The organism is Pseudomonas sp. JUb52, from assembly GCF_004341115.1.
Lineage (GTDB): Bacteria > Pseudomonadota > Gammaproteobacteria > Pseudomonadales > Pseudomonadaceae > Chryseomonas > Chryseomonas oryzihabitans.
In genome coordinates, this window is record NZ_SLYS01000019.1 from 32,834 (window position 1) to 45,063 (window position 12,230).

11 protein-coding genes are annotated in these 12,230 nt (G+C 68.5%); 8 read left to right on the top strand and 3 right to left on the bottom strand.

The window, feature by feature from the left end; genetic code table 11:
- Position 1: 1 nt before the first annotated feature.
- The 3 genes from EC839_RS22425 (at position 2) to EC839_RS22435 (ending at position 4,475) form a co-directional block, all read left to right on the top strand.
- Positions 2 to 1,417, top strand: coding sequence for a PIG-L deacetylase family protein (locus tag EC839_RS22425; RefSeq protein ID WP_007161968.1), 1,416 nt, complete (start codon positions 2 to 4; stop codon positions 1,415 to 1,417).
- Between the two features lie 90 nt (positions 1,418 to 1,507).
- Entirely contained in the window at positions 1,508 to 2,935 is a 1,428-nt protein-coding gene (gene hldE / locus EC839_RS22430; RefSeq protein ID WP_007161969.1) for a bifunctional D-glycero-beta-D-manno-heptose-7-phosphate kinase/D-glycero-beta-D-manno-heptose 1-phosphate adenylyltransferase HldE, read from the top strand.
- Positions 2,936 to 2,984: 49 nt separating this feature from the next.
- Positions 2,985 to 4,475, top strand: coding sequence for a helicase HerA-like domain-containing protein (locus EC839_RS22435; RefSeq protein ID WP_007161970.1), 1,491 nt, complete (start codon positions 2,985 to 2,987; stop codon positions 4,473 to 4,475).
- Positions 4,476 to 4,534: 59 nt separating this feature from the next.
- Here EC839_RS22435 and EC839_RS22440 read toward each other — a convergent pair whose 3' ends face one another.
- The 3 genes from EC839_RS22440 to EC839_RS22450 form a co-directional block, all read right to left on the bottom strand.
- Positions 4,535 to 5,308 (bottom strand): OmpA family protein, encoded by a 774-nt coding sequence (locus EC839_RS22440; protein WP_007161971.1) that lies wholly within the window; start codon positions 5,306 to 5,308, stop codon positions 4,535 to 4,537.
- 45 nt (positions 5,309 to 5,353) lie between these two features.
- Positions 5,354 to 5,785, bottom strand: a complete 432-nt coding sequence (locus tag EC839_RS22445) for a DUF4398 domain-containing protein (RefSeq protein ID WP_007161972.1) — start codon at positions 5,783 to 5,785, stop codon at positions 5,354 to 5,356.
- 267 nt (positions 5,786 to 6,052) lie between these two features.
- Positions 6,053 to 6,388 (bottom strand): hypothetical protein, encoded by a 336-nt coding sequence (locus tag EC839_RS22450; RefSeq protein WP_007161973.1) that lies wholly within the window; start codon positions 6,386 to 6,388, stop codon positions 6,053 to 6,055.
- 163 nt (positions 6,389 to 6,551) lie between these two features.
- On the opposite strand from EC839_RS22450, the gene ppc reads away from it, so the two are divergent.
- The 5 genes from ppc to EC839_RS22475 all read left to right on the top strand — a co-directional run bounded on the left by ppc (position 6,552) and on the right by EC839_RS22475 (position 12,201).
- Positions 6,552 to 9,188, top strand: coding sequence for a phosphoenolpyruvate carboxylase (gene ppc / locus EC839_RS22455; RefSeq protein WP_132833163.1), 2,637 nt, complete (start codon positions 6,552 to 6,554; stop codon positions 9,186 to 9,188).
- A 190-nt stretch (positions 9,189 to 9,378) separates the two neighbouring features.
- Complete coding sequence (adk, locus tag EC839_RS22460; RefSeq protein ID WP_007161975.1) at positions 9,379 to 10,026, top strand: adenylate kinase; 648 nt, start codon at positions 9,379 to 9,381, stop codon at positions 10,024 to 10,026.
- A 137-nt stretch (positions 10,027 to 10,163) separates the two neighbouring features.
- Positions 10,164 to 10,847 carry a tRNA (adenosine(37)-N6)-threonylcarbamoyltransferase complex dimerization subunit type 1 TsaB gene (gene tsaB, locus EC839_RS22465; RefSeq protein WP_007161976.1) on the top strand — a complete coding sequence of 228 codons (684 nt, stop codon included), beginning with the start codon at positions 10,164 to 10,166 and terminating at the stop codon, positions 10,845 to 10,847.
- 137 nt (positions 10,848 to 10,984) lie between these two features.
- Positions 10,985 to 11,344, top strand: a complete 360-nt coding sequence (locus EC839_RS22470; protein WP_007161977.1) for a hypothetical protein — start codon at positions 10,985 to 10,987, stop codon at positions 11,342 to 11,344.
- On the top strand, positions 11,344 to 12,201 hold the full coding sequence (locus EC839_RS22475) for a DUF72 domain-containing protein (RefSeq protein WP_007161978.1): 858 nt from the start codon (positions 11,344 to 11,346) through the stop codon (positions 12,199 to 12,201). Before EC839_RS22470 ends, EC839_RS22475 begins: the two co-directional genes overlap by 1 nt.
- Positions 12,202 to 12,230 lie beyond the last annotated feature (29 nt).

Here is a 12,230-nt window from a genome sequence, read left to right on the forward strand (position 1 = left end):
GATGACCGCCCGCAAACAAGCCCTGCTCAAACGTCACCGCCGCCACAAGCGGCTGGTCCTGGCGGTCATCGCCGTCGTGCTGCTCGGCTGCCTGGCGCTGGGGCCCTGGTGGAGCGCGCCGCTGCTGGCGCTGCTGGTCTGGCTCGGCCACGAGGCCTGGTTCGCCGATCACCTCTTCTATTCGCCGCGCGACAACTACAGCTACCAGTTTCCCGCCGACACCCTGGTGCTGGGCCTGCATCTGCAGCATGGCCGCCTGGCCGCGGTGGAATTGCCGCCGGGCGAGCTGACGCTGTTCCTGGAATGTCGGCTGCGCGCCGGCTGGCTCGGGCGCCTGCTGGATCCCCAGGTGCGCCTGCGCGCGGGCGATGAAACCGATCGCCAGGACTTCGAGCGCGGCGTCGCCGGGCGGCGCTACGTCAATCTCAGCGGCTATGCCGAGGCCCTGCGGCGTGGTGAATTGCACCTCTGGACGCGCTTCTGCCGGCTGCAGGGTGAGTTGCGCCTGCACGTCTTCGCCCAGCCTGATCTCCGCAGCAAGAGAGTCATGGTCATCGCGCCCCACGCCGACGACGCCGAGCTGGCCGCCTTCGGTCTCTACAGCCAGGCGCGGGAAGCCAGCATCGTCACCCTGACCCAGGGCGAGATCGAGGCCGGGCACTACCAGCGCCTGGGTCTCGACCGCCAGGCGGCGGCCCGCCTCAAGGGGCGCCTGCGCACCTGGGACAGCCTGGTCACGCCGCTGTGGGGGGGAGTGCCACCGGCGCGTTGCGTGCAGCTGGGCTACTACTGCCTGCAGCTGCCGGCCATGCGCCAGGCGCCGGAAGACGCCTTCGGCTCCCGCGAGTCCGGCGACAGCGATGTGCGCAGTGCCCGTCGCCACAATCCCCTGCAACTGCCCGGCGATGTCGACGGCGCCCCCACCTGGCGCAACCTGGTGGCCGATCTGGTGGCCCTGCTGGAGCACTTCCGTCCCGAGGTGGTGGTGCTGCCGCATCCGCAGATCGATCCCCATGCCGATCACGTGGCCAGCACCCAGGCCCTGCGTGAAGCCCTGACCCTCAGCCAGTGGCAGCCCGAGCTCGAACTGCTCTACGCCAACCACCTGCACGACAACGACCGCTGGCCCATGGGCCCAGCCGAGGGCGGCATCGCCCTGCCACCCGCCATCGAGACGCCGGCCCCCTTGGTGCCCTGGAGTCCGGTGCTGACCCCCGAACGGCGGCTGGACAAGGCCATGGCCCTGGGGATGCAGCACGACCTGCTGGTGCCGCTGCCGGCCAAGAAGCGCCTGCGCCGGGCCATCCAGTGGCTGCTGGCCGGTCGCCGCTGGCCGCGCACCGGCGAGGACGAATTCTTCCGCAAGGCCGTGCGGCGTCACGAGCTGTTCTGGATAAGCCGCCGCGACGAGCTCTGAACCCGACCTCTCCCGCCGGCAGGCGCTTCCGGGGCGCCTTGGCCCCTATGCTATGATCGCCGCCATTTTCGCGCTTTGGAGCCTGTCCCTATGAAGCTGACCATGCCTCGCTTCGATCTCGCGCCGGTCCTGGTGGTTGGCGACGTGATGCTCGACCGCTACTGGCACGGCACCACCTCGCGGATCTCCCCCGAGGCGCCGGTGCCCGTGGTCCGCGTCGACCAGCACGAGGATCGTCCCGGTGGCGCGGCCAACGTCGCCCTCAACATCGCCGCCCTGGGCGCGCCGGCCTATCTGGTCGGCGTCACCGGCCAGGACGAAGCCGCCGATGCCCTCACCGACAGCCTGAGAGCCGCCCATGTGCAGGTGCGCTTCCAGCGCATCGCCCAGCAGCCGACCATCGTCAAGCTGCGCATCATGAGTCGCCACCAGCAACTGATCCGCGTCGACTTCGAAGAGCCCTTCGACACCGATCCCCAGGCGCTGGCCTCGGACACCGCCGCCATGCTGGCCGGGGTCAAGGTGCTGGTGCTGTCCGACTACGGCAAGGGCGCGCTGAAGAACCACCAGGCGCTGATCCAGCTGGCCAAGGCGCGCAACATCCCGGTGCTGGCCGATCCCAAGGGCAAGGATTTCTCCATCTATCGCGGCGCCAGCCTGATCACGCCGAATCTGTCCGAATTCGAAGCCATCGTCGGCGTCTGCGCCGACGATGCCGAGCTGGTCGCCAAGGGCAACGAGCTGATGGCACGGCTGGAACTGGGCGCCCTGCTGGTGACCCGTGGCGAGCACGGCATGACCCTGCTGCGTCCCGCCCAGCCGGCCCTGCACCTGCCGGCCCGGGCTCGCGAGGTGTTCGATGTCACCGGTGCCGGCGACACCGTGATCTCCACCCTGGCCGCCGCCCTGGCCGCTGGCGAGGACCTGCCCCAGGCCGTGGGGCTGGCCAATCTGGCCGCCGGTATCGTGGTCGGCAAGCTGGGCACCGCCGCCATCAGCGCCCCCGAACTGCGTCGCGCGGTGCAGCGTTCGGAAGGCTCCGAGCGTGGCGTCCTATCCCTCGAACAACTGCAACTGGCCATCGAGGACGCCCGCGCCCATGGCGAGAAGATCGTCTTCACCAACGGCTGCTTCGACATCCTCCACGCCGGTCATGTGACCTACCTGGAACAGGCACGTGCCCAGGGCGATCGGCTGATCGTGGCGGTCAACGACGACGCCTCGGTGACCCGGCTGAAGGGCCCCGGTCGACCGATCAACAGCGTCGACCGGCGCATGGCGGTGCTGGCCGGCCTCGGCGCGGTGGACTGGGTCATCCCCTTCAGCGAGAACACCCCGGAGCGCCTGCTGGAGCAGGTGCGCCCGGACGTGCTGGTCAAGGGTGGCGACTACAAGAGCGTGGAAGAGGTGGTCGGCGCCCAGATCGTGCAAGGCTACGGCGGTGAGGTGCGCATCCTTGGCCTGGTGGAGAACAGCTCCACCACCGCCATCGTCGAGCGCATTCGCAACCGTACCTGAGCCCGGACGCTCGGGTTAAGCTGGCGCAGAACCGCTACGGAGCTGCGCCATGTCCTCGACGCCCCTGCTGATCCTGGGTACTGCCGTTTCCAATGACCAGAGCGCTGGTCAACCGCTCGGCCATCCACTCAAGTTGGCCAACCGCCACGGCCTGATCGCCGGCGCCACGGGCACCGGCAAGACCGTGACCCTGCAGCGCCTCGCCGAAGCCTTCAGCGATGCCGGCGTCGCGGTCTTCGCCGCCGACATCAAGGGCGATCTCTGCGGCCTCGGCGCGGCCGGCGCGCCCCAGGGCAAGCTGGCCGAGCGCATCGCCGCCCAGGGCCTGCCGCACCAGTCCCAGGCCTATCCGGTCACCCTCTGGGACGTCGACGGCCGGAGCGGTCATCCGCTGCGCACCACCCTGAGCGAGATGGGCCCGCTGCTGCTGGGCAATCTGTTGGAGCTGACCGACAGCCAGCAGGCCGCCTTGCACGCCGCCTTCAAGGTGGCCGATCGCGAAGGCCTGCTGCTGCTCGACCTCAAGGACCTCAAGGCGGTCCTCAATCACCTGCGCGAACAGCCCGATGCCCTGGGCGAGGACCGTGCCCTGTTCACTGGCGCCTCGGCCCAGGCGCTGCTGCGCAGGCTGGCGACCCTGGAGCAGCAGGGCGCCGAGGCCTTCTTCGGCGAGCCGGCCCTGCAACTGGAAGACGTGCTGCGCCCCGAGCCCGACGGCCGTGGACGCATCCACCTGCTCGACGCCAGCCGCCTGGTGCACGAGGCGCCCAAGGTCTACGCCACCTTTCTGATCTGGCTGCTGGCCGAGCTGTTCGAGCAGTTGCCCGAGCGCGGCGATGCCGATAAGCCGGTGCTGGCGCTGTTCTTCGACGAGGCCCACCTGCTGTTTGGCGACACCCCCAAGGCCCTGCGCGATCGCCTGGAGCAGGTGGTGCGGCTGATCCGTTCCAAAGGCGTCGGCGTCTATTTCGTCACCCAATCCCCCGCCGATCTGCCGGATACCATCCTGGCCCAGCTCGGCTTGCGCATCCAGCACGGCCTGCGCGCCTTTACCGCCCGGGAGCAGAAGGCGCTGCGCGCGGTGGCCGACGGCTTCCGCCCCAATCCGGCCTTCGACAGCCTGGAGGTGCTGACCGAGCTGGGCATTGGCGAGGCCCTGGTGGGCAGCCTGGAAGACAAGGGCACGCCGGCGATGGTCCAGCGCGTGGCCATCGCCCCGCCGCAATCCCGGGTCGGCCCGCTCAGCGAAGCCGAGCGCCAGACGCTGATCCGTCAGTCGCCCCAGGCGGGTCGCTATGACCGGGCGGTGGATCGCGAATCGGCCTACGAGATCCTGCGGGATCGTCAGGCCGAGCGGGTCCCGGCGCAGGCGCCGGTAGCGGAAAAGACCCAGGCCGGGCAGGGTGGTGCCCTCGGCGATCTGGTGGGCGAGCTCGCGGGCAATGCGCTCAGAAGCGCGGCGCGCCAGGCGGCCAATCAGCTCGGGCGGCAGCTGGTACGGGGACTTCTCGGCTCCCTGCTGGGTGGCAAGCGCCGCTAGCCGATCCGCCGGCAAAAAAAGACCCCGCCTGGGCGGGGTCTTCTAGCTTCACGCAGTCGTTACATGCGCGGGGCGACGGGGTTGGCGTCGTTGGAGATGGTCACTTCCACGCGACGGTTCAGGGCGCGGTCGGAGGCGTTGCTGTTGCTGGCCACCGGGAAGTTCTTGCCATAGCCACGGGCCTGGATGCGGCTCGGCTCGACGCCAGCGCTGACCAGGGCGGTCTGGATGGCCTGGGCGCGACGCTCGGACAGCTGCTGGTTGTAGGAGTCGCTGCCGACGCTGTCGGTGTAGCCCTCGACGATCACCTTGCGCTCGGGATTCTGCTTCAGGTAATCGGCCAGCTTCTGGGCGTTGGCATAGCCCTGGGGCTTGAGTTCGGCCTTGTTGAAGTCGAACAGCACGTTGCCGAAGGTCACCACGGTGCCGCGCTCGGTCTGCTTGGCCTGCAGGGCATCCTGCAGTTGCTTGAGCTGGGCGGTACGGGCGTCCAGGCGGGCCTGGGTGCGCTCGGCATCGACGCCCTGCATCTGGGCTTCGGTCATGCGCAGCTTGATGGTCTGCATGGCCGTCTGGATGCGCTGGTTGGTCAGGTAGGCCAGCTGGTCGACGGTCTTCTCGTTTTCACCGTCCTTGTAGGCCTTCTCGGTCTTCTGCAGCCAGGTACCGGCGTCCTTGGTCTCCAGGGCGGCCAGCTGGGCGGCCTGCGGCTGGGATTCCAGGGCGGAGTAGTCGGACTTGGCCTTTTCCAGGTTGGGGTTGGGCGGCGTGGAGCACGCGGCCAGGGCCAGGCTGAGCAGCGACACGGCAGGGATCAGAATGTGTTTACGCATGATGGTCGTCCTTTTAATTCGTGAAGGGAGGAAAGGGGCGGTCGCTTACTGCTGGACCTTCTTCTGCAGGTTCTGCTGGAGCTGCAGGTTGATCTGACCTTCCTCACGGATCTGCTGGATGCTGTTCTGGGCATCCTTGAGCGCGGCATCGGCCTTGGCGGCCTGGGTCTTGCGGGTGGCCAGGCGGGCATCCCATTCGGCCTGCTCGGCCAGCTGCTTGGCTTCGTCGTACTTCTCGTTGGAGAGAGCGGTCTGGGCCTGGGTCCACTTGTCCTGGGCCGACTTGGTCTCGATGGGCGCGAACTGGTTGCCACCGGAGCTCACGGCCTCGTTGACGGCGGACTGGGTCACGGCCATCTGCGCGGTCGGCGGATTGCCGGCGCAACCGGCCAGCAACAGCGAGCTGCCCAGGGCAAGGGCTGCCAGTTTCAGGGTGCAGGCTTTGGAAAGGGACTTTTGGGCAGTGGCACTCTTCATGGATTCAAGCTCCGTTGTTGATCCGAAAAGCGCGCCGCCGGCACGGGCAGGGCGGGCGCCTGGTCATGTAAAGCCGCATGTGGAAACAAGCCCGGCGCGGCCCTGAGAGGCCCGAGGCGGGTGCTGACAACCAGCCCTCGTCCAGCGCTGCGGTCTGACTCTGTGACCGCTCATCCGACAAAAATGTTCACTGGCTATCGAATTTCGCCAGGGCGCGGAGGCCCTTGGCAGAGCGGTAGCGCTGTAGGTAAAGGTGCAGGTCGGCGGCTAGTCGGGCGTTTCGGACTGCAGGCGATGCAGGTGCTTGCGCGCCAATTCGAGAAAGCGCGGGGTCGTACCGGCATCGGCGTAGAGGGGATCGCCAAGCTCGTCGGTGGCCACCACGTCCTCGCCCTGCACATAGGGAAAGCTGGCCTCCAGCTCTTCGAAGGCGGCCGCCAGCAATTCACCGAGCAGGGCCTCGGGCGTGCGCTGGGGATAGAGTTCGCAGAGGGCCTCGAGACGGGCCGCGGTCTCCAGCTCCAGGTCGAGGTGGTAGCGGCGGGTGGTGCTGGAGGTGGTGGCCTGCTGCTCCCATTGGTGAGCGAGTTCGCGAATCTTCATGGGCATCTCCCGTGGCTTAGGCAAAGGTCGGATATTCAGGTCGAGCGCGGCTGGGCACCCTGCAACAGCCGGGGCTTGCAACCGTGACAGCGGGGTGCTGTCCTCTGCGCTAGACCGCAGCGGTTGCCGTGAGGTCCGAACCGGTACTTTCGAGGAGCACGAGATGGTGGAAATCGATGTTCGCCTGCGCGAGCAGGTGCGTTTGCTGGGTGAGCTCCTGGGGCAGACCATTGCCGACCAGCATGGCGCGGCCTTTCTCGACAAGATCGAGCGGATCCGCAAGGGCGCCAAGGCCGCCCGTGGCGGCTCCGCGGAGGGTGCCCGCCAACTGGGCGACACCCTGGATACCCTGGCCGAAGACGAACTGCTGCCGGTGGCGCGGGCCTTCAGTCACTTTCTCAACCTCGCCAACATCGCCGAGGAATATCACCGGGTCAGACGCCGCACCGAAGACGAGCCGCCGCCCTTCGAGCAGCAGGTACTGCCGGAATTGCTGGAGCGCCTGGGCGCGGCCGGTCACGCGGGTAGCGAGCTGGCCGAGCGGGTGGCGGCGCTGGACATCGATCTGGTGCTGACCGCCCACCCCACCGAGGTCTCGCGGCGGACCCTGATCCAGAAATACGACGAGATCAGCGCGCAGCTGGCGGCCCTCGATCATCGCGACCTGACCTCCGCCGAGGTGGCCGCCATCGAGGCACGGCTGCGTCGGCTGATCGCCGAGGCCTGGCACACCGAGGAGATCCGCCGCCAGCGGCCGACGCCGGTGGACGAAGCCAAGTGGGGCTTCGCGGTGATCGAGAATTCGCTGTGGCAGGTGATCCCCAGCCTGCTGCGCAAGTTGGACGACTGCCTGCAGGAACGCACCGGCCAGCGCCTGCCGCTGACCGCGGCGCCGGTACGCTTTTCCTCCTGGATGGGCGGCGATCGCGATGGCAATCCCAACGTCACCGCCGCCATCACCCGCGAGGTGCTGCTGCTGGCGCGCTGGATGGCCGCCGATCTCTACCTGCGCGATGTCGACCGGCTGGCCGCGGAGCTGTCCATGCAGGCGGCGAGTCCGGCCCTGCGCGAACAGGCCGGCGATCACCCGGAACCCTATCGCAAGGTGCTCAAGGTGCTGCGCGAGCGGTTGCAGATCACCCGCAGCTGGGCGGCCCATGCCATCACCGATCCCCATGCCGGCGCCCGTCATATCCTCAGCGACAACGCCGAGCTGATCGCCCCGCTGCAGCTGTGCTACGACTCCCTGCAGCACTGCGGCCTGGGGGTCATCGCCGATGGCTCCCTGCTCGATACCCTGCGCCGGGCCCGTACCTTCGGTCTCTATCTGGTGCGCCTGGACATCCGCCAGGACGCCGCGCGCCATGCCGCGGCCCTGGCCGATATCTGCCGCTATCTCGACCTGGGCGACTACGCCGCCTGGAGCGAGGCGCAGCGCCTGGAATTCCTGCGTGGCGAGCTCGGCAGCCGGCGTCCCCTGCTGCCGCTGGACGCCCAGCTGGAGGCCGATACCCAGGAGGTGCTCGCCACCTGCCGCGTGATTGCCGCCTCGCCGCCCGATGCCCTGGGCTCCTATGTCATCTCCATGGCCGGCGCGGCGTCAGATGTCCTCGCCGTGCAGCTGCTGCTGCGCGAGTGCGGGGTACGCCAGCCGATGCGGGTGGTGCCGCTGTTCGAGACCCTCGACGACCTGGATCATGCCGGCAGCGCCATCGCCAGCCTGCTCGATCTGCCCGACTACCGCGCGCGCCTGGCCGGTCCCCAGGAGGTCATGATCGGCTATTCCGATTCGGCCAAGGACGCCGGCACCCTGGCGGCGGCCTGGGCCCAGTACCGTGCCCAGGAAGCCCTGGTGGACATCTGCGCCAGTCGGGGCGTGGAGCTGCTGCTGTTCCATGGCCGCGGTGGCACCGTGGGGCGGGGCGGTGGCCCGGCCCACGCGGCCATCCTCTCGCAACCCCCGGGCTCGGTGGCCGGGCGCTTCCGCACCACCGAACAGGGCGAGATGATCCGCTTCAAGTTCGGCCAGCCGGCCATCGCCGAGCAGAATCTGGCGCTCTACCTGGGCGCCGTGCTGGAAGCCACCCTGTTGCCGCCGCCCGCGCCGGAGCCGGCCTGGCGCGAGCAGATGGATCGCCTGGCCCGGGACAGCCTGCAGGCCTATCGCGGCGTGGTGCGCGAAGACCTGCACTTCGTCAGCTATTTCCGCCAGGCCACCCCCGAGCAGGAGCTGGGCCGGCTGCCCCTGGGCAGTCGCCCGGCCAAGCGCCGCGAAGGCGGCGTGGAAAGCCTCAGGGCCATCCCCTGGATCTTCGCCTGGACCCAGACGCGGCTGATGCTGCCGGCCTGGCTCGGCTGGGAAAGGGCTCTGGAAGAAGCCGAGCGCCGGGGCGAGTCGCCGCTGCTGCGCGAGATGCGCGAGCGCTGGCCGTTCTTCCAGACCCGCATCGACATGCTGGAGATGGTGCTGGCCAAGGCGGAGGCCGAACTGGCGCGGCTCTACGACCAGCGCCTGGTGGAAGCCGACCTGCAGGTGCTCGGCAGCCAGCTGCGCGAGCGGCTGCGCCAGGCGGGCGTGGCGGTGTTGCGCCTGACCGGGCAGGGCGAGTTGCTCGAACACCATCCGGAAACCCTGGTGTTCATCGCCGTGCGCAACACCTATCTCGATCCGCTGCACCTCCTGCAGATCGAGCTGCTGGCCCGGGCGCGGGCGGCCGGCGAAAGCCAGCCGGCGGCGCTCGATCAGGCCCTGCTGGTAAGCGTGGCCGGGATCGCCGCAGGACTGCGCAATACCGGTTGAACAGACTGTCGCTTTTGCCGGCGCCCGGGGTCGTCTGGACGGGCCCGGCACCTGCGACGCTTGGTAACTTGTGCGGCCAGGGGGCGCTGTGTATGGTTGGTCCCTTTGGCCGTCTCGTGTCGTCGACAACAATCATCGCGACAGCGCCCTGCGCGGGCTGCCAGTCCGAGACCATTCTAAGGAGCTACAGATGCGCGTAATCCTGCTGGGAGCGCCCGGTGCCGGCAAAGGTACTCAGGCCCGGTTCATCACTGAGAAATTCGGCATTCCGCAGGTTTCCACCGGCGACATGCTGCGGGCCGCGGTCAAGGCCGGCACGCCCCTGGGCCTGCAGGTCAAGGACATCATGGACAACGGTGGCCTGGTCTCCGACGAGATCATCATCGCCCTGATCAGCGAGCGTATCCTCGACGCCGATTGCGCCAAGGGTTTCCTGTTCGACGGCTTCCCGCGCACCATTCCCCAGGCCGAGGCCCTCGAAGCCGCCGGCGTCAAGATCGACCACGTGCTGGAAATCGCCGTGGATGACGAAGAAATCGTCCAGCGCCTGTCCGGTCGCCGCGTGCACCCGGGTTCGGGTCGCGTCTATCACATCGAGCACAATCCGCCGAAGGTTGCCGACACCGACGACCTGACCGGCGAGCCGCTGGTACAGCGCGAAGACGACCGCGAAGCCACCATTCGCAAGCGTCTGGACCTCTATCATTCCCAGACCAAGCCGCTGGTGGACTTCTACCAGAAGCTGGGCGCCGCCCAGGGCACGCCGAAGTGCAGCCGCATCGAGGGCGTGGGTTCGGTGGATGCCATCACCGCCAAGGTGCTGCAGGCGCTGAACTAAGCGCCGGTCACGGCCGCCTGTGCCTGCAGGCGGTCCGGTCAAGGCGCCGTCCTGGCGTCACGACCGATGGGCGGGTCCCCTCGCGACCCGTCTTCCTCTAGAATGCGCAGCCCTTTTCCCAGTTGCGGATCTGCCCCATGTCCATCCTGCTCGCCCTCGACACCGCCACCGAAGCCTGCTCGGTCGCCTTGCACCTGGGCGACGAGATCATCCATCGCTACGAGATCGCGCCGCGCCTGCATGCCCAGCGGGTCCTGCCCATGGTGCAGGAGCTGCTGGCCGAGACCGGTCTGAGTCTGGCGCAGGTGGACGCCATCGCCTTCGGGCGTGGTCCGGGCGCCTTCACCGGCGTGCGCATCGCTATCGGCGTGGTGCAGGGCCTGGCCTTCGGCCTGGACCGACCGGTACTGCCGGTGTCGAATCTGGCGATCATCGCCCAGCGCGCCTGGCGCGAGCGCGGCGTGACCCAGGTGGCTGCGGCCATCGACGCGCGCATGGACGAGGTCTACTGGGGCTGCTATCGCCTCGACGGCGCGGCCATGGTGCTCGCGGGGGCGGAAGCCGTGCTGGCGCCCGAGGCCATTGCCCTGCCGGCCGCCGCCACCGGCGACTGGTTCGGTGCCGGCACCGGCTGGGGCTATGTCGGCCGCATGGCCGTGCCGCTGATCGAGCAGGATGCCACTCTGTTGCCCCATGCCCGGGACCTGGCGGTTCTGGCGGCCACCGCCTGGCAGCGCGGCGAAGCCGTGTCGGCCGAGTCCGAAGCGGCGCAACCCGTTTATCTGCGTGATCGGGTCGCCACTCCCAAGCAGTCGGTCTGACGGCAGGAAACCACGCGTAATAGTCTGACGTCCAAGCTGTAGATGCCGCTCGTCCGCCGGTCGCGACGGGCGTCCGGCCCTTGATTGTCATAGCTTTCGACCCTACTTAGAGTAGTGCCATCCGTTCGGGACCTGCCATGCGCATTGACAGCGGCTATGCCTCCTCTGCTTATCCCCTGAATCGTTCCTCGCGCGCGGTCACGCCCGTACGCGAGGTGGCGAAGGATGAGGACGCCCGCCAGAATGCCATCGCCCGGGAGGCCGCAGGCAATCCCCGGCCCGACGTCGCACCCCTCCGCCGTGTGGAAGCGGCTGCGGCGACCGATGCCGACAATGGTAACGGTAACGGCCTGGTGCTCAGCGAGCGCGAAGGGCGCTTCGCCAGTCAGCTCACTGCCCGTGCCCAGCAGGCCCTGGCCAGCTACGGCAGCACCGCCGCCTTCGGCGCCGAGCCGGACGGCTCCTCCAGCGTCGTGGGCCTCGACCTCTACGCCTGATGCTGCCGTACTTTCTCGGCTGCCCCTCCTGGAACGACAACGCCTGGCGCGAGAGCCTCTACCACGGCTTGCGTCCGGGTGATTTCCTGCCGCGTTACGCCCAGGTGTTCAACGCCGTGGAAGGCAACACCACCTTCTACGCCTGGCCCGCGGCGGACACCATCCGCCGCTGGGCCGAATTGATGCCGACCGGCTTTCGCTTCTGCGCCAAGTTTCCCCGCGACATCAGCCATGCCGAGGATCTGCGGGTGCAACTCGCCAGCGCCCGTACCTTTCTCGAATTGCTGGCGCCCCTGGGTGAACGGGCCAGCCCCCTGTGGCTGCAACTGCCAGCGGGCTTCGGGCCCGATCGGCTCAAGGAACTGCAGGTCTTTCTCTCGGCCATGGCGCCGCGTTGCGCCCTGGCGGTGGAGGTCCGGCACCTGGCCTTTTTCGACAAGGGCGAGTCCGAGCGGGCCCTGAACCGGCTGCTCATGGACCTGGGCGTGGAGCGCGTCGGCCTGGATTCGGCCGCGCTGTTCAGCGCCGATCCGAGTGAGCCGGCCGTGCGCCTGGCCCAAGCCAAGAAACCGCGGGTTCCGGCTCGCGCCCTGGCGTTCAGCGAGCATCCCCAGGTGCGCTTCATCGGCCGCCTGGAGTTGGCCGCCAACGACTACTACCTGGCCAAGTGGGTCACGCGGGTGGCCGACTGGATCGAGGCGGGCAAGGTGCCCTATGTCTTCCTGCACACCCCGGACAACCGCCAGGCGCCCGAGCTGGCCCTGAGATTCCATGCCCAGCTGCGCGAACGCCTGCCCGGTCTGCCGGCATTGCCCGAGCTGAGCACCGCCGACACCGAACAACTCGGTCTGCTCTAGCCCACGCCGGTTGTCGCGATACGTTTGGC